20 protein-coding genes are annotated in these 22,157 nt (G+C 70.5%); 17 read left to right on the top strand and 3 right to left on the bottom strand.

Going from position 1 to position 22,157, the window contains the following annotated elements; translation table 11 throughout:
• Positions 1-78 precede the first annotated feature (78 nt).
• The 9 genes from WFJ36_RS07190 to WFJ36_RS07150 all read left to right on the top strand — a co-directional run bounded on the left by WFJ36_RS07190 (position 79) and on the right by WFJ36_RS07150 (position 10,879).
• On the top strand, positions 79-1,158 hold the full coding sequence (locus tag WFJ36_RS07190) for an AAA family ATPase (protein WP_177173784.1): 1,080 nt from the start codon (positions 79-81) through the stop codon (positions 1,156-1,158).
• A gap of 31 nt (positions 1,159-1,189) precedes the next feature.
• Positions 1,190-2,077 (top strand): DUF58 domain-containing protein, encoded by an 888-nt coding sequence (locus WFJ36_RS07185; protein ID WP_336642998.1) that lies wholly within the window; start codon positions 1,190-1,192, stop codon positions 2,075-2,077.
• Complete coding sequence (locus WFJ36_RS07180; protein ID WP_336642997.1) at positions 2,064-2,552, top strand: hypothetical protein; 489 nt, start codon at positions 2,064-2,066, stop codon at positions 2,550-2,552. Before WFJ36_RS07185 ends, WFJ36_RS07180 begins: the two co-directional genes overlap by 14 nt.
• On the top strand, positions 2,543-3,529 hold the full coding sequence (locus WFJ36_RS07175; RefSeq protein ID WP_336642996.1) for a VWA domain-containing protein: 987 nt from the start codon (positions 2,543-2,545) through the stop codon (positions 3,527-3,529). Before WFJ36_RS07180 ends, WFJ36_RS07175 begins: the two co-directional genes overlap by 10 nt.
• On the top strand, positions 3,526-4,578 hold the full coding sequence (locus WFJ36_RS07170; protein WP_336642995.1) for a VWA domain-containing protein: 1,053 nt from the start codon (positions 3,526-3,528) through the stop codon (positions 4,576-4,578). The genes WFJ36_RS07175 and WFJ36_RS07170 overlap by 4 nt, the downstream gene beginning before the upstream one ends.
• A gap of 215 nt (positions 4,579-4,793) precedes the next feature.
• A complete protein-coding gene (locus WFJ36_RS07165) occupies positions 4,794-8,336 on the top strand; it encodes a PKD domain-containing protein (protein WP_336642994.1) in 3,543 nt (1,180 codons plus the stop codon).
• 130 nt (positions 8,337-8,466) lie between these two features.
• Entirely contained in the window at positions 8,467-9,222 is a 756-nt protein-coding gene (locus WFJ36_RS07160; RefSeq protein WP_336642993.1) for a hypothetical protein, read from the top strand.
• A complete protein-coding gene (locus tag WFJ36_RS07155; RefSeq protein WP_256209369.1) occupies positions 9,219-10,319 on the top strand; it encodes a DUF4064 domain-containing protein in 1,101 nt (366 codons plus the stop codon). The genes WFJ36_RS07160 and WFJ36_RS07155 overlap by 4 nt, the downstream gene beginning before the upstream one ends.
• A gap of 152 nt (positions 10,320-10,471) precedes the next feature.
• Positions 10,472-10,879 carry a pyridoxamine 5'-phosphate oxidase family protein gene (locus WFJ36_RS07150; RefSeq protein WP_336642992.1) on the top strand — a complete coding sequence of 136 codons (408 nt, stop codon included), beginning with the start codon at positions 10,472-10,474 and terminating at the stop codon, positions 10,877-10,879.
• 22 nt (positions 10,880-10,901) lie between these two features.
• On the opposite strand, the gene WFJ36_RS07145 is transcribed toward WFJ36_RS07150, so the two are convergent.
• Positions 10,902-11,609 carry a ZIP family metal transporter gene (locus WFJ36_RS07145; protein WP_336642991.1) on the bottom strand — a complete coding sequence of 236 codons (708 nt, stop codon included), beginning with the start codon at positions 11,607-11,609 and terminating at the stop codon, positions 10,902-10,904.
• A gap of 79 nt (positions 11,610-11,688) precedes the next feature.
• Here WFJ36_RS07145 and WFJ36_RS07140 point away from each other — a divergent pair, with 79 nt between their 5' ends.
• From WFJ36_RS07140 to argG, 3 genes are read left to right on the top strand one after another with little or no spacing between them, the layout of a single operon-like run.
• Positions 11,689-11,922, top strand: a complete 234-nt coding sequence (locus WFJ36_RS07140) for an AbrB/MazE/SpoVT family DNA-binding domain-containing protein (RefSeq protein WP_256209370.1) — start codon at positions 11,689-11,691, stop codon at positions 11,920-11,922.
• Complete coding sequence (locus WFJ36_RS07135) at positions 11,885-12,322, top strand: PIN domain-containing protein (RefSeq protein ID WP_292787658.1); 438 nt, start codon at positions 11,885-11,887, stop codon at positions 12,320-12,322. The genes WFJ36_RS07140 and WFJ36_RS07135 overlap by 38 nt, the downstream gene beginning before the upstream one ends.
• A 42-nt stretch (positions 12,323-12,364) precedes the next feature.
• On the top strand, positions 12,365-13,810 hold the full coding sequence (gene argG, locus WFJ36_RS07130; RefSeq protein WP_336642990.1) for an argininosuccinate synthase: 1,446 nt from the start codon (positions 12,365-12,367) through the stop codon (positions 13,808-13,810).
• 48 nt (positions 13,811-13,858) lie between these two features.
• Here argG and WFJ36_RS07125 read toward each other — a convergent pair whose 3' ends face one another.
• Positions 13,859-14,563, bottom strand: a complete 705-nt coding sequence (locus WFJ36_RS07125; RefSeq protein ID WP_336642989.1) for a GntR family transcriptional regulator — start codon at positions 14,561-14,563, stop codon at positions 13,859-13,861.
• A 201-nt stretch (positions 14,564-14,764) separates the two neighbouring features.
• Between WFJ36_RS07125 and WFJ36_RS07120 the strand changes: the two genes are divergently transcribed.
• The 5 genes from WFJ36_RS07120 to WFJ36_RS07100 all read left to right on the top strand — a co-directional run bounded on the left by WFJ36_RS07120 (position 14,765) and on the right by WFJ36_RS07100 (position 21,520).
• On the top strand, positions 14,765-15,391 hold the full coding sequence (locus WFJ36_RS07120) for a TetR/AcrR family transcriptional regulator (RefSeq protein WP_336642988.1): 627 nt from the start codon (positions 14,765-14,767) through the stop codon (positions 15,389-15,391).
• Positions 15,388-16,116 carry a hypothetical protein gene (locus WFJ36_RS07115; RefSeq protein WP_336642987.1) on the top strand — a complete coding sequence of 243 codons (729 nt, stop codon included), beginning with the start codon at positions 15,388-15,390 and terminating at the stop codon, positions 16,114-16,116. Before WFJ36_RS07120 ends, WFJ36_RS07115 begins: the two co-directional genes overlap by 4 nt.
• On the top strand, positions 16,113-17,948 hold the full coding sequence (locus WFJ36_RS07110; protein ID WP_336642986.1) for a YhgE/Pip family protein: 1,836 nt from the start codon (positions 16,113-16,115) through the stop codon (positions 17,946-17,948). Before WFJ36_RS07115 ends, WFJ36_RS07110 begins: the two co-directional genes overlap by 4 nt.
• A 135-nt stretch (positions 17,949-18,083) precedes the next feature.
• Positions 18,084-20,723, top strand: coding sequence for a penicillin acylase family protein (locus tag WFJ36_RS07105; protein ID WP_442927848.1), 2,640 nt, complete (start codon positions 18,084-18,086; stop codon positions 20,721-20,723).
• Between the two features lie 35 nt (positions 20,724-20,758).
• Positions 20,759-21,520: an alpha/beta fold hydrolase gene (locus tag WFJ36_RS07100; RefSeq protein ID WP_071328005.1), complete on the top strand. Its 762-nt coding sequence runs from the start codon at positions 20,759-20,761 to the stop codon at positions 21,518-21,520.
• Positions 21,521-21,562: 42 nt separating this feature from the next.
• On the opposite strand, the gene WFJ36_RS07095 is transcribed toward WFJ36_RS07100, so the two are convergent.
• On the bottom strand, positions 21,563-22,084 hold the full coding sequence (locus WFJ36_RS07095; RefSeq protein WP_336642984.1) for an endonuclease domain-containing protein: 522 nt from the start codon (positions 22,082-22,084) through the stop codon (positions 21,563-21,565).
• Positions 22,085-22,157 lie beyond the last annotated feature (73 nt).

Here is a 22,157-nt window from a genome sequence, read left to right as displayed (position 1 = left end):
CCGCGCGGATGCGATTACGCTGGTCGGCGGAGGGGCGCGCCGTGCGGGCCCGCGTGTGACCGAGGGAGACGAAGACCGATGACCGACGCCGACGCGCAGACCCCGCCGACGATCTCCGCGCCCCCGCCGCCCCCCGCGTCCGGCGCGCCGATCGCCGCCGCGGCCCCCGCCGCCGCTCCGACCGACGCCGAGATGGCGCGCGCCGGTGCCGTGCTGCAGACGATCTCCGACGCCTACTCCGCCAAGATGGTGGGCCAGGAACGTCTGCGCACCAGCCTGCTCGTGGCGCTCATCGCCGGCGGCCACATCCTCCTGGAGAGCGTGCCCGGCCTCGCCAAGACCACCGCCGCCAGCACGCTCGCCGACACCGTGAAGGCGAAGTTCAAGCGCATCCAGTGCACGCCCGACCTCCTGCCGAGCGACATCACGGGCAACCAGATCTACGACGCCGCGACGGGCAGTTTCCGGACGGTGCTCGGCCCCGTGCACGCGAACTTCGTGCTGCTCGACGAGATCAACCGCTCCAGCGCCAAGACCCAGAGCGCCATGCTCGAGGCGATGCAGGAGCACCAGACCACCATCGGCGGCGAGATCCACCCGCTGCCGAAGCCGTTCCTCGTGATCGCGACGCAGAACCCCATCGAGCAGGAGGGCACCTACGAGCTGCCCGAGGCGCAGATGGACCGGTTCCTCCTCAAGGAGATCGTGGAGTACCCGAGCCCGGCGGAGGAGTTCGAGATCCTCAGCCGCATCGACTCGGGCGTGCTCGACCCCGACCGGCACGTGCACAGCGCCGTCACGCTGGACGACGTGCACCTGCTGCAGGACGTCGCGAGCCGCATCTACGTCGACCCCGCGATCCGCAACTACATCGTGTCGATCGCGTATGTGACCCGGAATCCCGCGCCGTACATCGGGGACGAGCGCGCCCGCTTCATCAAGTACGGCGCGAGTCCTCGGGCCAGCATCGCCTTCCTCCAGGCCTCCCGCGCCCTCGCCCTCCTCAGCGGCCGGACCCACGTCCTCCCCGAGGACATCCGCGCCCTGCGCCACCTCGTGCTGCGACACCGCGTGCTGCTGACGTTCGAGGCCGACGCCGAGGGCATCCGCAGCGAGGAGATCATCGACCAGATCTTCGCCGCCGTGCCCACCCCCTGACCCGTCGACACGTCCAGGGATCCCGCGCCCGATGCCCAGCCTCATCACGCAGGTGAAGAGCAAGCTCTTCATCCACTCGAACCGCAAGTCGCTGCACGCGCTCGACGGCGCCTACGCGTCGTTGCTGCACGGGCGGAGCCTCGACTTCGAGGACCTGCGCAACTACGAGTACGGCGACCAGGTGCGCGACATCGACTGGCGCGCGACGGCCCGCCTCGGCATGCCGTTGGTCAAGCGGTCACGGGCCACGCGTATGCACACGGTGATGTTCGTCGTCGACACGGGACGCTCGATGACCGCTCTCGCCGCGGACGAGCGCTCGAAGAAGGACCTGGCGATCCTGGCGACCGGAGCACTCGGGGTGCTGACACTCCGGCACGGCGACGACTTCACGGTCGTCTACGGCGACGCCTCCCGCGTCCGCCGGCTGGCGCCGGGGCGCAGCGAAGGGGCCCTCGAACACGCGCTGCGGACGATCGACCGCGCGGTCGACGACGCGGCGGCCCCCAGCGATCGGGACGCCCTGCTGTCCTTCGTCACGCGGACGATCGCCCGGCGCATGATCGTCGTCGTGCTCACCGACGAGGCCCCCGTCACCACCGAGACAGAGCGCCTGCTGCGCCGCCTGCGCGTGCAGCACGACGTGCTCTGGCTCACCCTGCGCGACGCCGAACCGGTGCTCGACCACCGTTCCGCCCGGCTGCGCGCCGACGTCGACAGTCTCTGGGAGGTCCCCGATTTCCTCCAGGGCGACCGCACGATCGTGAACGAGCTCCGTGCGCAGCGGGCGGCCGACGCCGCCCGGCTCGCCGATCTGCTCACGCGGATGGAGATCAGTCACGCCGCGCTCGACGGTCAGGACGACGCTGTTCCGCAGCTGCTGCACCTGTTGAACCGGAGGTCCGATGCCCGGTTCTGACGAGCTCTACCCGCCCACGCAGTACGGGTGGGGATGGATGCTGCTCGCCCTCGGCATCCTGGCCCTGCTGATCGTCGGTGCGTGGCTGCTGTTCCGGCTCACGCGCCCCCGCACCGCCGCCTCCGGAGCGTCCTCGGATGCCGGTCAGCCGTCCACGCTCGACGTGCTGTCCGCTCTGCGCTCGGAGTACCTCGACCGCATCGACCGCGTCGAGCACGACTACCGGGACCGCCGTCTCTCCGCGCGGCAGGCGAACCTGGAGCTGAGCCGCGTCGTGCGCACGTTCGTCAATGAGTACAGCGGCCTGGAAGCGCCGGTGCTCGCCCTCGACGATCTCGTCTCCCGCGGCGTGCACCCGGCGCTCATCGACGCGATGGGCCGCCACTACTATCCGAGCATCTTCCGGCAGGGACCCGCCATCGATCCGGTCGCCGGCGCCGAAGCCGCCAGGACGGTGGTGCGCGCGTGGCACTAGCGAACGTCTGGATGCTGGTCCTGGCTGCGGCGGTCGTCATCGTCGCGGTGGCGATCGGCCTCGCGGTCGGCCTGCGCCGTCATCGGGACCGGCGCGCGGCGGATACCGCTCGCGTGGCCAGGGCGGAGCGGCTGCGAGCGCTGCCGTCCTTCCGCCAGGCGCTGTCCCGTCGCGCCGTCGCTCTGACCGGCGTGCTCGCCCTCGGGGCGGTTGCCGCGCTGGCGGCCGGCGTCGTGGCCGCGCGTCCGATGTCCGCCCAGACGATCCAACCCGTCGACACGAGCCGCGACATCATGCTCTGCCTGGACGTGTCGGGTTCGATGTCGGAGGTCGACGTCGAGGTGCTCTCGGTGTTCGACGAGCTGCTCGACGGCTTCGAGGGCGAGCGCATCGGCCTGACGATCTTCAACAGCTCCCCCGTGCAGATCTTCCCCCTCACCGACGACTACGACTTCATCCGCGAACACCTGGCGAGCATGATGTCGAGCTTCGACTACGTGGACGAGATCCCGGAGCACTGGCTGGGCACCCTGAACGGCGACGGCGCCTCCCTCATCGGCGACGGACTCGCGGCCTGCACCATGGGCTTCGATCACCCGGACGACGACCGGTCGCGATCGGTGATCTTCGCGACGGACAACGAGATCAACGGCGCCTCGATCGTGCCGCTCGACGAGGCCGCGGCGTATGCGGCCTCGAAGGACGTGCGGGTGTTCGCGATCAATCCGGTCGAGGGCAAGGACGCCGACGTCAGCGCCGAGCTGGCCGCCGCCGCCGAGGCCACGGGAGGCGCCGCGTACGGGCTCCGCGACACGACGACGGTCGGGGACATCATCGACGAGGTCCAGAAACAGGAGGCCACGGCGCTGCGCGGCGAGGCGCAGGTGGTCTGGACGGACACCCCGAACCTGTGGATCGCCGTCCTGTCGGTCCTCGCGCTCGGCTTCGTCGTGCTGGTCTGGAGGGTGCGCCTGTGATCTTCCAGCCCGTGCTCCCTGTACTCCTCATCCTGCTGCTGTGCGCCGGCGTCGCCGGCGTGGCCGTCTGGATGCTCGTCCGCGCTCCGCGGGCCGGGGGCGAGGTCGTGACCGACCGACGTGCTCTCGCCGTACATCGGTCCCTCTGGGCGCTGCGCCTCGTGATGGTGCTCGCCTGCGCCGTGATGCTGCTGCGGCCGGGGCTGCCCGGAGGCTCCACGCAGACCCTGGCGACCGACACCGACATCGTGCTCGTCGTCGACACCACCGCGAGCATCGTGGCCGAGGACTGGGACGACGGCTCTCCCCGCCTCGACGGTGTGCGCGCCGACGTGCGCGCGCTCGTAGAGGAGTACCCCGGCGCCCGCTTCGCCCTCCTCACCTCGGATGCGGCAGCCCAGCTGCGGATCCCGCTGACCACCGACACCACCGCCCTGCTCGGCTCACTCGACGTGCTGCGCCCCGAGGTCACGAGCCAGTCGCGCGGCAGCTCGATCGGCGTGGCCGCTCCGCTGCTGAGCGAGACCCTCGCCGCGGCGGCGGAGTCGTCGCCGGACCGTTCGCGCATGGTCTTCTACTTCGGCGACGGCGAGCAGACCACGGGGTCCACCCCGGAGTCCTTCGCCGACAGCGCACGCTACACCGACGCGGGTGCCGTCTTCGGGTACGGCACGACGGAGGGTGGTCCCATGCGCGTCACGACGGGCGGGCTCGACCAGAACGGCTCCGAGTACATCCAGTACCAGGGAGCGGACGCCCTCTCCGTCATCGACGAGGGGAACCTCGAGACGATCGCCGGGCAGCTCGGCGTCGGGTACGAGCACCGGGAGGCGGACGCCGCCCCGACCCTCCCCGCCGCACCGTCGAGCACCACCGCCTATGCCGACGCCGGCGAGGTGGGGAACGTGGTCGAGCTGTACTGGGTCGCCGCGCTGGTCGTCCTCGCCGCTCTCGGCGTGGAGCTCAGCCGCGCCACGATCCTGGTCGCGCGACTCCGAGGCCTGCGCGCTCCCCGCGCGGCGCGGCCCGCTCCCCTCGACACCCCCTGACAGCGGCCGAGACCCCGGGCATCCGTGCGGGCTCGGCGTGTACTCCGCGCCCGGCGATGGTATTGTGTTACCTGCCGAGGGCTTCTGTGCCTTCGGCGGGGGTTCGTCGGTACGAACCGCCGCGGTCCGAGCATCTCTGGGGGAGCTCTCGCGGTCGATCGTCCGACGATGTCGTGCCGACGTGGGGTCGGCCATGGAATGACTGGGGAACACACATGGGGAAGAGTGCTGTCTGGAAGCGCGCGCGCACGGGCGTGGCCGGAGCCATCGCGGGGGTGATGGTAGCCGCCGGGCTGGTCGCCCTCGGTGGGGGTGCCGCCGCGGCGGCGGCCGCCGACGATCCGGGGGGGCTGCCTCCGCTGTTGCAGCGGGACGAGAACGTCGTCACGTCCGATCCGATCCCGACCGTGCAGATCGACAACGGGTACGTGTGGGCGCAGACGACGATCGGGTCCATCGTGTACGCGGTCGGCAAGTTCGACAACGCCCGCGAGCCGAAGGCAGCCCCCGGCACCGCACTGACGGCACGCTCGAACGTGCTCGCCTACAACATCGACACCGGTGCGCTGCTGCCGTTCGCCCCGCAGGTCAACGGGGTGATCAAGGCCGTCGCCGCCTCGCCCGACGGCTCTCGCATCTACATCGGCGGCTCGTTCAATAAGGTCAACGGCAAGGACCGCTGGAACATCGCCGCGATCGACGCGAAGACCGGCGAGCTCGTCCCGGGCTTCGTCCCCTCCATCGGCGGATCCGGCGTCTACGCGCTGGCGACGTCGGGGACGACCGTCTATGCCGGCGGCCTCTTCACCCAGGCCAACGGCACGCCGCGGAAGAACCTGGCCGCGTTCGACACCACCAACGGCGCGCTCCGGCCCTGGGCCCCGAAGACCGACCTCCAGGTCGATGCCATGGTCATGGATCCGGCAGGCGAGGACACGATCATCGGCGGGCGCTTCTCGCAGGTCAACGGCAACACCGAGATGCGCGGCAGCGCCTCCGTCGACAAGACCACCGGAGCGCTGAACACCGAGTGGGAGTTTGCTAAGACGGTCAAGAACGGCGCGGGATCGGGCATCTACGCCGGCAAGGCCGGAACCTTCGGTCTCGCCACCGACGCGACCGGTGTGTACGGCACCGGCTGGGGGTACGCCGACGCGGCGACGGGCAATCTGGAAGGCACCTTCGCCGCCGAGGCCGGCACCGGAAAGGTGCGCTGGATCGCGGACTGCCTCGGCGACCATTACGGCGTCTACTCCACGGGTAAGGTCGTCTACACGACCAGCCACACGCATTCATGCGAAACTCTGGGACTCCACCCGGAGCAGGGTCCGCGCGTCCACCGGTACTCCGAGGCCTACACCGCCGATGCCAGGGGGACGCTTGCTCCGCAGCCCACGGCACCGGGCCGCAAGGACTGGGGTGGCACTCCGGCACCGTCGCCGTACGCCTGGTCGCCCGACTGGGCGGTCGGCACGACCACCGGTCTGGGCCAGGCCGGACTGTCCATCACCGGCACCGGGAACATGGTCTCCATCGGCGGCGAGTTCCGCTCGGTCAACAACGGACAGTTCGAAGGACTCGTGCGATTCTCGACGACTCCTCCCGGCGGCCCGAAGGACGGACCCCGCCTCTCCGGCGACAAGTGGGTGCCGACAGCGACTTCGCTCACCCCCGGGCGTGTGAAGGTCTCGATCCCGTCCAACTGGGACCGGGACGACCTCACGCTCACCTATGAACTGCGCCGCGAAGGCTCCACCGCGCCGCTGTTCACCACGAAGGCGGACTCCACCTGGTGGAACCTGCCCGCCATCACCTTCGAAGACACGGCTCCGGCCGGTTCGCAGCAGAGGTACACGTTCACAGCCACGGACGGCAACGGCAACACCGTCACGAGCAAGACGGCGACCGTCACGGTGGCTGGTTCGACACCTCCGTACTCCGACGCCGTGCTCGCTGACGGACCCCAGCTGTACTACCCGTTGGGAACCGTCGCGCAGGATGTGGCAGGTACGAACAACCCCATCTTCCGCTCAGGAGCGACGCCTCAGTCATCAGGCGTGCCGAAGGGCGTGGCCGGGGCGACAGCCCTCGACGGGACAGAGACCGGACGAGTCGACACGACCACGAAAGCCGCGGCGCCGTCATCGTTCTCGGCCGAGATGTGGTTTAAGACCTCGACGACCGCGGGCGGCGTGTTGTTCGACTTCGAGAGTTCGGCCGCTGGCTTCTACTCGAGGAACTACGACCGAACCGTCTACATGTCAGACGATGGCCGCCTGAACTTCGGGGTCTACAACGACGGCACCAAAGTGCTCACGACCGCGACGGCATACAACGACAACCGCTGGCATCATGTCGTGGCGTCGGTGAGCCCCGAGGGAATGAAGCTCTTCATCGACGGGAAGCTCGACGGCCAGCTCCCTAACGTCACCAAAGCGCAGGACTTCACCGGGTTCTGGAAGATTGGCGGTGGCCGGCTGAAGGGTTGGCCGAATGCGCCGACCAAGACTCTTGCCGCCCCTGCCAACCTTGCCGGCGATGCCCACCTCGTCGGCAATGTCGATGAGTTCGCGGTCTACCCGTACGGACTGAGCGCCGCACAGGTCAAGACCCACTACGCCGTCGGCACGGGCTCCACGGCTCCGGTTGCCGCCTTCACGGCAGCCGTCACCGGGCTCGACGTCGCGTTCGACGCGAGCACCTCCGTGCCGCCGGGGACCACCACGATCTCGGACTATCGCTGGGACTTCGGCGACGGTACGACCGGTACGGGCAAGACGCCGTCGCACGCCTACGCGAAGCCCGGCACGTACGCGGTCACGCTCACGGTCACCGACAGCCAGAACCTCGTGGGATCGGTCACGAAGCAGATCGTCGTGCAGGGGGCGAACACCCTGCCCACGGCCGCGTTCACGCTCTCGGCCTCGGAGCTGACGGTGTCGGCCGACGCGTCGGCATCGACGGACGCCGACGGCACCATCCGCAGCTACCGCTGGGACTGGGGTGATGGCACGACCGGTGACGGAGCATCGGCGACGCACACGTACGCGACGGCCGGGACGCGGACCGTCACCCTCACGGTGACGGACGACATCGGCGGCTCTGCCACGACCACGCGGGAAGCCGTGGTGGCGGAACCCGCGCCGCTCGCGAGCGACGAGTTCGACCGCACGGCCGGTCCCGGCTGGGGTGAAGCCCTCACGGGCGGAGCGTGGAAGATCGCCGGCGGGTCCGCAGCCGCGGCCAGCGTCGCCGACGGCTCCGGACAGCTGAAGCTGGCCGCAGGGGGCACCCGTCACGCGACGCTGAACGCACCGTCGGTGCCGAACCCGGCGCTGGAGACGACCTTCCGCGTCGATCAGCCGTCGGGCACAGGAGGCTCCTACATCGGGGTCATCGCCCGAGACTCCTCCGCGGGTCGCTACCTCGTCCGCGCCTGGCTCCGGCCGGACGGCACGGTCTGGCTCGTGGCCCACCGCGACGGCACCGTCCTCGCGACCCGGGCACTGAACGGCGTCACGGTCACCCCGGGCACCGCCTACACGCTCAGGGCGGCCGTGACGGGGACGGACAAGGTCTCCCTCGTCGCGAAGCTCTGGGCGAGCGATGCCGCGGAGCCCGCCGACTGGCAGCTCCGAGCGACCGACACCACCCCGCTGCCGGCGGGTGGCGTGGGCCTGAGCGGCAGCCGCTCCGCGAGCGCGACCGCCCCGCTCGGCGTGGCCTTCGACACGTTCCGCGTCACGGCTGCGCAGTAACCGGACCGCACACGCGACGGACGCCGACCTCGATCAGTTGGGGTCGGCGTTCTTCGTATCGCCGTACCCGTCGCGCCCGATCGTCGCGGATAGGATGTTCAGACGCCGACGACAGGGGAGGAGGTGGGTCGTGACGCCTGCGCAGGACGACGCCGCCGCAGCCCTCCTCCGCTCGAACCGCCGTCGGCGCCTCATCCGCCGCTGGGTCGCGATCGGGACGATCCCGCTCACCCTCGCTGCGCTGCTCTTCGTGGGCAAACTGCTGAGCATGTACGCGTTCGCCCACCAGGCCATCACCGCGTACGTCATCGACGACTTCGCCGGCTCCGAGGCCTCGGCGCGCGGACAGGACGTCCTGAACTGGTTCGAACCGTACAAGGCGCCGTACAACGTCGGCACCGCACTGGCTGGTGCCGAGGAGCTCCCTGCCGCCCGCGCGGAGCTGGAGCGCTCACTCGACCTCGCGACCGGGCTCGAGGTCTGCCCGGTCCGGGTCAACCTCGCCCTCGTCATCGAGCGGATGGGCGATGCCGCCAGGGCCGAGGGAGACGGCGCCGCCGCGACGGCTCTCTACGGCGAGGCGCTGACGATCACCGTCGAGACTCCGGAGGAGTGCCACAGCGAGGAGGCGCAGCAGCAGTCTCCCGATCCCGAGCGCGACATGACGGACACCCTCGACAGCACCGAGGACCGCCTCAAGCAGAAGCAACAAGAACAACAGGAGCAGCAACAGCAGCCCCAGGAGCAGCAGGAGCAGCAGGAGGAGCCGCAGCCGTCCGAGGACAAGCTGCAGGACCTCCAGGACAAGCTCGAGCAGGGGACGCAGGAACGCGATCAGCAGCAGGGCGACGAACCCGGCGGCACCGGAGCGGACAAGCCGTGGTGAGCGATCGCGAGCGACAGCGCGCCCGCTATGTCGGCGGCACCGAGGGCGCCCCGCCGGTCCCGCCGCCCGGGGGGTACCGCGGCGCCCGGCGACAGCAGCCGGTCGGTCCCACGCCGCCCGTCCCCTCCCTGCTGGCGACCGAGGAGAAGAAGCCCGCGGCGAACGCCCTCGGCTGGATCGCCCTGGTGGCCGCCATCCTCTTCGTCCTGATCCTGTTCGGCACGCTCGTGGCCGGCGGCACCGACCTGCTGTACGGGGTGACGATGATCACACTGCAGCTCGTGGTGCTCGGCGTGATCGTCGCCGCGCTGTTCACCACCGGCGGGCGCCGCCTGGGCATCGTCGCCCTCGTCCTGACCGTCCTGTTCAACGTCGCGACGGTCGGGGGGCTCAGCGCGCTGCGCACCTCGGCATCCGGCAACTACGAGGGCGTGAAGACCGCGGAACAGCGACACGCGGAGGCCTACCCGGGGATCAAGGGCACGGCCCCGCAGGAGGCGCTCACCCAGCAGTCCCTGGAGGAGGTGCGCGCCGAGGCCGACGCTCTCTTCACCGACATCCGGGAGCGGCTCTCCGCCGACTTCGGGTTCACGTGGGTTCAGGTGGGCGACGAGGACCTCCGGCCGGAGCGCAACGGCTACGGCGGGGAGTCGATGCTGTCCGAGTACACGACCGCGGCCTGGGCGACCGAGCAGCCCGTGCAGGGCTATGCGCGCAAGCTCGAGGTGATGGCCGCGATCGACGAGGTCGTGGCAGCCCACGGCCTGTGGAATCTTTACTCGTTCAACGACCCCGCGAACTCCGGCATCGACCCGTCCATGATCGCCAAGCTCTACGGCAGCGACGACCCGCAGATGCAGACGACATGGGAGTACTACACGGAGAACTACCCCGACCCCTTGCGCTTCTACGCCAACATCTATGATCTGTCGAACGATGCCGACGGCGGCTTCCGCACCTCGCGGGAGGCGCAGAGTGCACGCACCGGCGAGCCGGTCGAGGGGCTCCAGCTCGTGGTCATCGCCGGCAAGGTGCTGAGCGAGGCCGACCGCGCGGAGTTCGAGGAACGACTGCAGGACTACCCCGGCTTCGAGTGACCACCCGCCCGGCGCGAGGATGACGGGACGAGCTCACCGTCGAGCTGGAGGCATGGTCGTCCTGACACCTCACCGGGTGATTCCGATCCGGTGCCCTCGATGATCTGCGGCGCCGTGGCTACACTGGCGGCACACGGGGAGGGAGTGTCCGCATGATCAACGAACTCGACGAGCAGCAGTCGTACGAGTTGCTGGCGACCACCACGGTGGGCCGCATCGGATTCGTCGACGAGGGCCTGGTGCAGATCCATCCGGTGAACTTCGTCGTCTCGGGGCACGAGCTGCTCCTGCGCACGTCACCGGACGGCCACCTGGCGGCCCTCTCCCGCGAGTCGGCCGAGGTCGCGTTCGAGGTCGACTACCACGATCCGATCGGCGGCCTGGGCTGGAGCGTGCTGATGCACGGTGTCCTGTCGCAGGTACCCGAGGAGCACGCGGCCGCGGCGTCGGCGCGGGTGCATCCGTGGGCCGGAGAAGACCGGGATCTCCCGCTGTCGTTCCGCATCGAGCGCATCACGGGGCGCAGCGTCCGTCGCGACGCCCGCAACAGCGGCCTCTGAGCCGGCCCAGCCGCCGATCCGTTCAGGACGCGAAGGCGAGACCGGCGGCGAGCGCGAATCCGAGGACGGTCGCCAGCCCCGTGGACTCCTTCGCCTTCGACTGCGCCTCCGGGACCATCGAGTCCACCAGCATGACGAGCAGGGCGCCCGCGGCGAAACCGCTCGCCCCGGAGCGGAAGACCTCGCCGGTCACGCTGGCCAGCGCGAAGCCGGCGACGGTGGCCGCCGCGCACAGTACGGCGACTCCGGCCCACAGCAGCAGCACCCTGCTCCGTCGCATGCCACCGTCGAGCAGGTCGGCGGCGGAGCCGATGGACTCCGGGAGGTTCGAGACGAGGATGGCGACGACGAGCGCGATGCTCACCGGCTCCCCCGAGGCGAGACCGATGCCGAGGACGAGCTGTTCCGGGATCCCGTCGAGGAGGGCCCCCACCGCGAGCTGACCTCCCCCGGCCTCGCCCTTCTTCCTCGCGGCCCTGGCGTCGAGGATGCGGGCGGCGATGTAGTAGCTGAGGGCTCCGAGGGCGACGCCGGTGACGAGCGGGAGAGGACCGCCGCGGTCGAGCCCCTCCTCCCAGAGTTCGAACGCGATCGAGGCCATCAGCGCTCCGGCGCCGAACCCCAGGACGATGCCCAGCCACCGCGGCGGCCAGGTGCGCAGCATCGCGAGCACCGCGCCAACGAACAGCGGAGCCGCCGCGACGGCTCCCCACAGAATCGCTCCACCCATGTCCGACCTCCCGTGCGCCCACTCTCTCACTTCACGCAGCCGACGCTCGTGCCGACCATCCGAATGGTATTCTCTCGGCATGAAGGCAACCATGGACAAGGCAGGTCGAATCGTGATCCCTGCCACACTCCGCGAGCGTGTCGGATTGGTTCCCGGCCCGGTGGACCTCGTCCTCGACGGCAACGGCATCCGGATCGAGATCGAGGCCCCCGACAACCTCGTCGAGAAAGACGGCCGCCTCGTCGTCCGCTCTTCCGGCTCCACCCTCACGCCCGATGACGTTCGCGAGCTCCGCCTTGCCGACCAGCGCTGACTTCGTCCTCGACACAAGTGCGGCGGTCGCTCTTCTCGTGGAAGACCACACGGCGCACGGCGCGGTGCAGACCTTCTGCGCCGGTGCGACCCTCGGCCTCGCCGGACACGCCTCGGCAGAGACGTACTCCGTCCTGACCCGCCTGCCACCCCCCGATCGACTGACCCCGTCGGCCGCCGCGCTCGCCATCCGCACCGCCTTTCCCCGTTCGGTGTCACTCTCGGAGCACACCGCGCTCACCGCCGTCGATGTTCTCGCCGATGCGGGGATCTCCGGCGGGGCGGTCTATGACGGCCTCGTCGGCCTCGCCGCACGGGATGCCGGCGTCCCGCTCGTCACGTGCGATCGCCGCGCGCTGGGCACCTATGCGGCACTGGGCGTCATGACGCGGCTCGTCTGAGGCGAGACGGGACGACACGCCGCCGCCGATAGACTGGGAGCCATGTCCAAGGTCCTCCAGTCCCTGCCCGTCGGCGAGCGCGTCGGCATCGCCTTCTCCGGAGGACTCGACACCTCCGTCGCCGTCGCCTGGATGCGCGACAAGGGCGCTGTGCCCTTCACCTACACCGGCGACCTTGGGCAGTACGACGAAGACGACATCGCGTCGATCCCTGGACGCGCGCTCGAGTACGGCGCCGAGGCCTCGCGCCTCATCGACTGCAAGACGGCGCTGGTCGAGGAGGGCTTCGTCGCGCTCTCCTGCGGCGCCTTCCACATCCGCTCCGGCGGCAAGACCTACTTCAACACCACGCCGCTCGGCCGCGCGGTCACCGGGACGCTGCTCGTGCGCGCCATGAAGGAGGACGGCGTCGACATCTGGGGCGACGGCTCGACCTACAAGGGCAACGACATCGAGCGGTTCTACCGCTACGGTCTGCTCGCCAACCCCCGCCTGCGCATCTACAAGCCCTGGCTCGACGCGGACTTCGTCACGGAGCTCGGTGGTCGCCAGGAGATGAGCGAGTGGCTCGTCGCGCACGGCTTCCCCTACCGTGACTCGGCCGAGAAGGCGTACTCGACGGACGCGAACATCTGGGGCGCGACCCACGAGGCGAAGACGCTCGAGCACCTCGACGTCTCGCTGGAGACCGTCGACCCGATCATGGGCGTGAAGTTCTGGGACCCGTCCGTCGCCATCGAGACCGAGGACGTCTCGGTGACGTTCGAGGGCGGCCGTCCGGTCGCGATCAACGGCGTCGAGTTCAGCGACCCGGTGGCCCTGGTGCAGGAGGCGAACGCGATCGGCGGGCGCCACGGCCTCGGCATGAGCGACCAGATCGAGAACCGCATCATCGAGGCGAAGTCGCGCGGCATCTACGAGGCTCCGGCCATGGCGCTGCTCTTCATCGCGTATGAGCGCCTCGTCAACGGCATCCTCAACGAGGACACCCTCTCCACGTACCACGAGCAGGGTCGCCGCCTCGGCCGCCTCATGTACGAGGGCCGCTGGCTCGAGCCGCAGTCGCTCATGCTCCGCGAGTCCATCCAGCGCTGGGTCGGCTCGACGATCTCGGGCACCGTGACGATCCGTCTGCGCCGCGGCGACGACTGGACGATCCTCGACACGGTCTCCCCGAACCTGTCATATGGGCCGGAGAAGCTGTCGATGGAGCGCGTCGGCGACGCCGCCTTCGGCCCGGTGGACCGGATCGGTCAGCTCACCATGCGCAACCTCGACATCGCCGACTCCCGCGCGCGCCTGGAGCAGTACGCGGGCCTCGGCCTCGTCGGCGGCGCGACGGGTGAGCTCGTCGGCCGGGTGACCGCCGGCGAGTCCGCCGAGATCACCGAGTCGGTGCACGGCTCGATCTCGGAGGCCGACGAGAACCTCGCGGACGCCGTCGACACCGCTTCCGAGCGCGCGGCCTTCGACTCCGGTACCGACTGAGCACGCGGGGCGGGCTCCCGGTCACCGGGCGCCCCCCGCGTCCGGCGATCAGGACGCCGCGGCGAGCGGACGCGCCGGCGTCACCGCGCGGTCCACGATTCCCGGCAGCACGTCGTCGAACAGGTCCATGAGGGCGACGCGCATCGCCGTGGCGTCGCGTTCGGAGAGCACGACGGCGATCCGGGCGACCGACGTACGCACATCCGTCCAGTCGAAGACGCTCCCGGCACGACGGGCGACGCACTCGAGAAGCGTCCCCAGACTCCCGACCAGCTCAGCCCGCTCCGTGTTGCCCTCGATCCGGGCGAAAGCGACGGCGAGAGCGCGCAGGCCGCCACCGAAGGCCGAGCCGTCGCGCCACCGCACCGCCAGCGCCACATCGTCGACGAGCTCGTCCAGATACGCGAGGTCGTCGGTGCGGAGCAGTGCCATCGTGCGGCGGACCGAGCCGATCCAGACGTCACCGAACAGGGCCACCACATCGCGCGCTCGGTCTCCATCGAGCGCGGTCACCCACCGCGTGCCGTCGCGGCGCACCGCGATGAGGCCGGCGGCGGCAAGGCCGTCCAGGGCCCGGAGGACCTCTGCCGGCCCGGCACCGAAGGCTGCCGCGAGCCCGCGCTCGTCCACCCGTGTCCCCGGAGCGAGCGCGCCCGAGACGATCGCATCGGTCAGCCTGCCCTGCAGACCACCGTGCCGACCCCCCGCCAGTGCCTCGCTCCCGGCAGGCACATCGTTCTTCTTCTCGATCATGGCGTCCCCCCGCCGTTCCATGACCGATCCCGCCGGAGTCCCGGTCCGGACCGGTCTCTCCTCTGAGAATGCGCCGAAGCGCGACGCGTAACATACCACGGTCCGCCCCGGAGGAGCCTCGACGGCCGGCCGCGGGAGCAGCAGACTGCGAGGTTCCTGAATTATCTTGCACAGTCTTGTGCACGTTATTACCATGGACGGATGACCACTCGCGCTCTTCGTCGCGACGCCGCGGAGAACCGCGCCGGCATCCTGTCCGCGGCCCGCAGCGCCCTCGCCACCGACCCGCACGCCTCCCTCGACGCGATAGCCCGGGCCGCGGGCCTGTCCCGCCGCACCCTCTACGGTCACTTCGAGGATCGGGACGCTCTGATCCGGGAACTCGTCTCCAGCGGCGCCCAGCGCTTCAACGCCATCGCGGCCTCCATCGACGAGCCGGACGCCCGCCTGGCCCTGGCCCGACTGGCCGCCCGGCTCTGGGAGGAGGCGGCGCACATCCAGGTCGCCGCTGCGCTCGCCCTCGACGAGGCGCATGTGGAGCACACCGCCGCGGCACTCGCGCCGCTGCGCCGGAGTGTCGCCGCCCTCGTGCGGAGGGGGCAGCAGGACGGCAGCTTCCGGACGGACCTCGCCGGCCCCACCCTCGCCCGGCTGATCGAGGAGATGGCGCGCACCGTGGTCTCCCGCACCGACGTGCAGAGCAGCGGCGCCGAGGACCTCGCGGTCCGGGCCGTGCTCAGCATCGCCGGACTCTCCTGGCGCGAGGCGGACGAACTGCTGAGCGCCCACCCGAACATCGCCGCCGACCACGAGGAGGTCCGCGCATGAGGATCACACTGCACGACGTCAGCAAGGGCCGCGCCGGCCAGGCGCTTCCGTCCATGAGTCTCGAGTTCCACTCCGGCGCCGTCCGCTATGCGCTCGCGGAGACCGAGCAGCGGCCGACCGTGCTCGGCCTCATCGCGAGCGGGCGGATGCGCCCCGACACGGGCCGCGTCACGATCGACGCGGCGGCGAACCCGAAGGAGCTGCGCCGCCGCGTCGCCCTCGTGGACGCCCCGGACGTCAGCGACCCGCACCCGGACATCACCCTCGCCGGGGTGGTCGGCGAGGAGCTGATGTTCGCCGGACGCGGCGCGACCCCGCTCCACGCCCGCCGCTGGCTCGCGCGGGTCGGATACCAGGAGCTCGCCTCCGTCCCCATCGGCTCGGTCGACCCTGCCGCCCGCGTGCGCATCCTGTGCGAGCTCGCCGTGCTCCGCGAAGGCGTCGAGGGCATCGTCCTCGTCGCCCCGGATCGTCACGGCGGCAGCCCGGACGGATGGTGGCGCATCGCCGCCGAGTTCGCGGACCGCGGGTACGCGATGCTCGTGATCGTCGGCGGTTCCGCCGCCGTCGCCCTCGAGCGTATGCACGAGTTCGATGCGATCAACGCGTCCGGACCGATCGAGCCCCTGGTGCTCGAGCGTCCGGAACCGACCGACGACCCTGAGGAGAGCGAACCCACGACCGACGAGGAACCCACGACCGACGAGGAAGGAGAAGCGCGATGAAGGTTCCCGCCATGATCGCCGCCGAGCTCCGCCGCCTGACCGCGAGCCGGATGGGCATCCTCGCCCTGGTGGCGCTGATCTGCGTGCCGATCCTCTACGGGGGCCTCTACCTCTGGGCGAACCAGGATCCGTATGCGAAGTTCTCCGAGGTCCCCGTGGCCCTCGTGGTCGACGACGAGGGCGCTCCCGCCCCGACGACCGGCACGCAACCGGCGACCGATGAGACCGTCAACTACGGCGAGGACGTGGCGGAGAACCTCATCGAGGGGAACGCCTTCGACTGGCAGCGTATGACCGAGGACGAGGCCGCCGATGCGCTGCGCCACGGCGCGGTCGATTTCACCGTGACGATCCCCTCGGACTTCTCCGCCGCCCTCACCTCCGCCGCGGGCGACGATCCGCATCAGGCCAGGATCGAGCTGGAGACCAACGACGCGAACAACTACCTCGCCTCGTCGATGGGATCGCAGGCCGTCGAGAAGATCCGCAGCTCCGTCGCCGAGATGGTCGGCAGCGAGGCCGCGGAGCGACTGCTGACGGGCCTCAGCGACGTGCGCGACAATCTGATCTCCGCGACAGACGGCGCCACACAGCTCGTCGACGGCGCACGCAGCGCCGCCTCCGGGAGCACGACGCTCGCCGAGGGCACCGCGAAGCTCGCCGACGGCTCGGCGCAGCTCGCCTCCGGGGCCAAGACGCTCGCCGACGGTGCCCAGCAGGTGAGCGCGGGCAACCGCCAACTCGCCGACGTCGCCGATCGGGCCGGAGCCGCGGTGCAGGAAGCGACGAATGCGCTGCCGCAGGTGCGCGCGGACATCACCGACGTCCTCACCGAGCAGGGACTCGCGCCCGAGGAGATCGATGCGGTGCTCGCCCGCCTGGATCCTCTCGGTACCCGGATCGAAGAGGGCAACGCCCAGGTGCAGGACGCCGTCGGGAAGGTCGACCAGCTCGCCGCCGGGTCTGCGTCCCTGGCGTCGGGGGCGAGCGAGCTCGCCGGGGGCGCCGGCACCCTCGCGACGGGAGCGGCTGCGGCGAACTCAGGCGCCGCCCAACTGCGCGACGGCCTGCAGACGCTGTCCTCCGGGACCGCGGAGCTCCGCGACGGGCTCGCCGACGGCGTGCAGGCGATCCCCGCCTCCACGCCCGACCTGCGCTCCCTGCAAGCCGACACGATCGCGGACCCGGTGAAGGTGTCCAGCGACAAGGTCGCCTCCGCCGAAGACTACGGCGCGGGCCTCGCCCCGTTCTTCGCCGCCCTCTCCGCGTGGATCGGCATCTATGCGCTGTTCCTCATCGTGAAGCCGATCTCCCGTCGCGCCGTCACGGCGCTGCACTCCCCGATCCGGATCACGCTGGCGGGCTGGCTGACCCCGGCGATGCTCGGTGCCGTGCAGATGCTCGGGTTGATGGGCATCCTGGCGCTGACGCTCGGCTTCACGTTCGACCATCCGCTCGGCACGCTCGGAGTGATGATGTTCGCCTCGGCCACGTTCGCCGCGATCATCCTCGCCCTCAACGTCTGGCTCGGCTCCGTGGGGCAGTTCCTCGGCCTCGTGCTCATGGTGCTGCAGCTCGTCACAGCGGGTGGCACATTCCCCTGGCAGACGCTGCCCGCGCCCCTGGCCGCGCTGCACCATGTGCTGCCTCTCGGCTACGTCGTCGACGCGATGCGACAGCTCATGTACGGCGGGGACTACGCCCGCGCAGGCTGGGACCTGGCGGTGCTCGGCGCGTGGCTCCTCGGGGCGCTGCTGCTGGCGATGATCGGGGTGACCCGGATGACGCACCGCCGGACGCTCCGCGATCTGCAGCCCAGCCTCATCGGCTGAGCCCTCCGCTCGCCGCGGACCGTCCCGCGGCGAGCGCGGGGCGGCTATGATGCGAGAGCGCGCACCCGTGAAACGCGCACTGGGGCTCGGTGGGACTGAGTCCCACCTGGCTACCCGAAAGAGTTCTCGACGATGATGACCGATTCGACGGCGTCCGCTGATTCCCCGCGTCCTTCTCTGGGCGCCCGCATCGGACGCATCGCGTTCGTCGTGATCGCCGCGCTGGTGGTGGTGGCCGTCGCAGGCGCGTTCTTCGTGACCTGGACCATCCAGCGCTCCTTCCCGCAGACCTCCGGCTCGACCGCGCTCGCAGGGCTGAAGGCGGACGTCACCGTGCAGCGCGACGCCAGCGGCGTGCCCACGATCACCGCCGACTCCTCCGACGACCTCTTCTTCGCCGAGGGTTTCGTGCACGCGCAGGACCGGTTCTTCGAGATGGACTTCCGCCGCCACGTCACCTCCGGCCGGGTCGCCGAGCTGTTCGGCGCCTCCCAGGCCGGTACCGACGCCTTCCTGCGCACGCTGGGCTGGCGCACCACCGCAGAGGCCGAGGTCGAGGCGATGGACGACGTCACCCGCGGCTACTACGAGGCCTACGCGGACGGCGTCAACGCCTACCTGTCCTCCCGCTCGGGAGCGGAGCTGTCTCTCGAGTACGCGGTGCTCGGGCTGCAGAACCCCGACTACGAGCCGGAGCCGTGGGAACCCGCGGATTCGGTGGCGTGGCTGAAGGCGATGGCCTGGGACCTCCGCACCAACGTCGAGGACGAGACCGAGCGCGCGCTCCTCGCGGGGCAGCTCGCCGAGGATCCGGAGGCCGACGTGGACGGACTTCTCGGCACGCTCTACCCGGACTACCCCTTCGACCGGAACCCGGTGATCGTGCCCACCATCTCCACCGTCCCGCCATTGGAGCCCGGCGCCGAGCCCGCGGCGTTCACCGTGCCCGAGGACGACGGGGAGGCGCAGCAGGCTCTCACCACGGTGGAGTGGAAGGAGACGTCGTCCGTCATCGAAGCGGCGAGCGCGCTCGTGGGCGACGTCGGCGAGGGCATCGGCTCCAACTCCTGGGTGGTCTCCGGCGACCTCACCGAATCCGGCATGCCGCTGCTCGCCAACGACCCGCACCTCGGCGCCTCCCTCCCCTCGGTCTGGTACCAGGTGCAGCTCACGTGCTCGACGGTGGACGACGACTGCCCGTTCAACGTGGGCGGGTTCTCGTTCTCCGGCCTCCCCGGCATCGTCATCGGCCACAACCAGCGCGTGGCGTGGGGCTTCACGAACCTCACCACCGATGTCACCGACCTGTACGTCGAGCGCATCGAGGGCGATTCCTACTGGCGGGACGGCGAGCTCGTGCCGCTGGAGGAGAGCACGGAGACCATCGAGGTCGCCGGCGGCGAAGACATTGAGCTCACCATCCGGTCCACCGTGCACGGACCGATCATCTCCGGCCTCACGGACGACTTCACGGCGATCGCGGACGACCCGACCCCCGGACTCACCGCCGAGGGCACCGTGCCGGATGCCCCGGGGTCCGACGATGCCGAGTACGCCGTGAGCCTGCGGTGGACGGCGCTCGACCCCGGCACCACCGCGACCGCGATCTTCGCGCTGTCGACCGCTCAAGACTTCGAGGACTTCCGCCGCGCAGCCTCCCTGTTCGACGTCCCGGCGCAGAACCTCATCTACGCCGACGTCGACGGCAACATCGGGTACCAGACCCCCGGCCGCCTGCCGATCCGCGGGGCCGGCGACGGCTGGATGCCGCAGCCCGGCTGGGACAGCAGCTACGACTGGACCGGCTACATCCCGTTCGAGGAGCTGCCCGTGTCGTACAACCCGAGCTCCGGGTACATCGTCACCGCCAACAACGCCATCGTCACCGACGACTACGAGCACTTCCTCTCCCGGGACTGGGACCAGGGCTACCGCGCCGCCCGCATCGCCCACCTCATCGAGCGCCGAGCCGCCGCCGGGCCGCTGACGGCCGACGACATGCGCGAGATCCAGATGGACGGCGAGATGTGGATCGGCAAACAGCTCGCCGCCGCGATGGGGGACATCGAGGTCGAGGGCGAGGGGCCGCAGCAGGCCGTCGAGCTGCTCCGGGGCTGGGACGCGCAGAACAGCGCCTCCTCGGCCGGGGCCGCGTACGCGAACGTGCTGTGGTCGAACCTGGTGCAGAACATCTTCGTGGAGCGGGAGCAGCCCCTGCCCATCGACGGCCAGGGCCGCCTGTTCACCGTGGTCGGGGCGATGCTCGATGATCCCGAGGACCCGCTGTGGAGCAACCCCGGCCTCGACGTCGAGGGACGAGACGCCATGCTCGCGCTGTCGGCCGAGGAGGCGTACGACGAGCTGTCCGGGCTCCAGGGCACGGATGTCGCCCGGTGGAACTGGGGCGGCCTGCACGCCCTGACCCTCACCAGCGACACGTTCGGGTCGTCCGGCATCGCGCCCATCGAGGCCCTGTTCAACCGTGGTCCCTACCCCGTCGGGGGCGGTGCGTCGGTGGTCGATGCGACGGGATGGCAGCTGGGCGTCTCGTATGCGACCACGACCGTCCCGTCCATGCGCATGGTCGTCGACCTCGCGGACTTCGACGACTCGACCTGGATCCATCTCACCGGCGCTTCCGGTCACGCGTTCCACGAACACTACGTCGATCAGACGAAGGACTGGTCCACGGGAGTGCAGCGGCCCTGGGCGTTCACTCCGAAGGCCGTGAAGGCGGCCGCGGTCGACACCCTGACGCTCACCCCCGCCGGCTGAGAGGCGCGTGGAGGGTGCTCGGCTAGCGTGGACAGGTGCCCACCAGCTACCTCGCCCCGAAGGGGACGCCGGCCACCCTCCTCGAGTTCGAGCACGCCGGAGCGACCCTGATCGCCGAGACCTTCGGCGACGGACCGCCCACCTACCTCCTTCTGCACGGCATCGGCATGGGGCGCAGCGTCTACCTCGACCTCACCCAGCGGCTGCAGGGGCGGGTGATCGCGCTCGACCTCCCCGGCTTCGGCGAGGCCCCGGAGCCCACGCGCACGCTGACCATGCAGCGGCACGCCGACCTCGTGGCCGCGTATCTCCGTCACGTCGACGCGGATCCGGTCGTGGTGATCGGGCACTCGATGGGGAGTCAGATCGCCGCGGAGCTCGCCGCCCGGCATCCCGAGCTCGTCGCCGGCGTCGTGCTGGCGGGACCCACCGTCGACAAGGCGGCCAGGAACGTCGGCGCGCAGGCCCGATACCTGCTCCAGGATCTCGTGGGGGAACGGCCGCTCGTGATCTGGCGCGGCGCCCGCGAGTACCTCCGCGGTGGCCCGCACCTCATCCGCAAGATGCGCGCGACCATCGTCCACCAGCCGGAGAAGGCCTTCGTCCGCATCGCCTGCCCGGTCCTGGTGCTGCGCGGCGAGGACGACCCGCTGGCCCCGATGAGCTGGTGCCAGGTGATCCTGGATGCGATCCCCGGCGCGGAACTGGCCGTCATCCCCGACCACGGCCACGGCACCCTCATCAGCGACTCCGAGCCCGCCGCCCGCCTCATCGAGGCCTTCGCCGCCCGCACCTAGCCCTTCGCATCGCTCACCGCGCCCCTTGGGTCCGTAGGCCGTTCATAACTCAGGAGATCGCGGCGCGTTGGGACGGTTCGGCGGCTGAGGCAGGCTGCGGCTGCCCTTTCTCCTGAGTTGTGAACGGCGAGCGCCGACGAGCCGGGGGCCGAGCGCCTCCAGAACCTCCCGCAGCGCCTCTCGCGTGCCTGCGGGGTCGGAGAGGATGTCAGCTGCGAGCGGCCGGATCGTGACATAGCCGAGACGAGCAGCCGCCATGTCCCGCGCACGATCCCGCTGCTGCTTCGCCCATCCCTCGTGAAAGGCGCGGCTGTCGCACTCGACGATCAGCCATCCATCGACGACGAAGTCGACTCGACCCACGCCGGGGATGTGGACCTGTGTCTCGAATGAGGCACCGAGCGACCGGAGGAGGAGCCGCACGAACGTCTCCGGCCCCGACTCGGATGACGCGTCGGCCAGGGCGAGCACCGAGCCGAACCGCTGCGGCAGCCGAGCGAAGATCGCGCGCAGTTCGTCCATCGTGATGAGGCGCTGATGGAGGAGGCTGTCCAGGGTGGCCACCGACGCCCGAGGCGACTGGCATCGGACGGCATGGCGTACGGCCGTATCCAGGGACGTGACGTGCAGCGCACTC

The organism is Microbacterium sp. MMO-113, from assembly GCF_037148555.1.
In the GTDB taxonomy this organism is placed as follows: Bacteria; Actinomycetota; Actinomycetes; order Actinomycetales; family Microbacteriaceae; genus Microbacterium.
This window is presented reverse-complemented; position numbering and strand designations above follow the sequence as displayed.

Excerpts from the sequence above, each read along its gene's own strand:
- argG (WP_336642990.1), top strand. The coding sequence starts at position 12,365 with ATGTCCAAGGTCCTCCAGTCCCTGCCCGTCGGCGAGCGCGTCGGCATC.
- WFJ36_RS07150 (WP_336642992.1), top strand. The coding sequence starts at position 10,472 with ATGATCAACGAACTCGACGAGCAGCAGTCGTACGAGTTGCTGGCGACC.
- WFJ36_RS07110 (WP_336642986.1), top strand. The coding sequence starts at position 16,113 with ATGAAGGTTCCCGCCATGATCGCCGCCGAGCTCCGCCGCCTGACCGCG.
- WFJ36_RS07125 (WP_336642989.1), bottom strand. The coding sequence starts at position 14,563 with ATGATCGAGAAGAAGAACGATGTGCCTGCCGGGAGCGAGGCACTGGCG.
- WFJ36_RS07185 (WP_336642998.1), top strand. The coding sequence starts at position 1,190 with ATGCCCAGCCTCATCACGCAGGTGAAGAGCAAGCTCTTCATCCACTCG.
- WFJ36_RS07180 (WP_336642997.1), top strand. The coding sequence starts at position 2,064 with ATGCCCGGTTCTGACGAGCTCTACCCGCCCACGCAGTACGGGTGGGGA.
- WFJ36_RS07140 (WP_256209370.1), top strand. The coding sequence starts at position 11,689 with ATGAAGGCAACCATGGACAAGGCAGGTCGAATCGTGATCCCTGCCACA.
- WFJ36_RS07145 (WP_336642991.1), bottom strand. The coding sequence starts at position 11,609 with ATGGGTGGAGCGATTCTGTGGGGAGCCGTCGCGGCGGCTCCGCTGTTC.
- WFJ36_RS07120 (WP_336642988.1), top strand. The coding sequence starts at position 14,765 with ATGACCACTCGCGCTCTTCGTCGCGACGCCGCGGAGAACCGCGCCGGC.
- WFJ36_RS07165 (WP_336642994.1), top strand. The coding sequence starts at position 4,794 with ATGGGGAAGAGTGCTGTCTGGAAGCGCGCGCGCACGGGCGTGGCCGGA.
- WFJ36_RS07135 (WP_292787658.1), top strand. The coding sequence starts at position 11,885 with ATGACGTTCGCGAGCTCCGCCTTGCCGACCAGCGCTGACTTCGTCCTC.
- WFJ36_RS07115 (WP_336642987.1), top strand. The coding sequence starts at position 15,388 with ATGAGGATCACACTGCACGACGTCAGCAAGGGCCGCGCCGGCCAGGCG.
- WFJ36_RS07105 (WP_442927848.1), top strand. The coding sequence starts at position 18,084 with ATGACCGATTCGACGGCGTCCGCTGATTCCCCGCGTCCTTCTCTGGGC.
- WFJ36_RS07190 (WP_177173784.1), top strand. The coding sequence starts at position 79 with ATGACCGACGCCGACGCGCAGACCCCGCCGACGATCTCCGCGCCCCCG.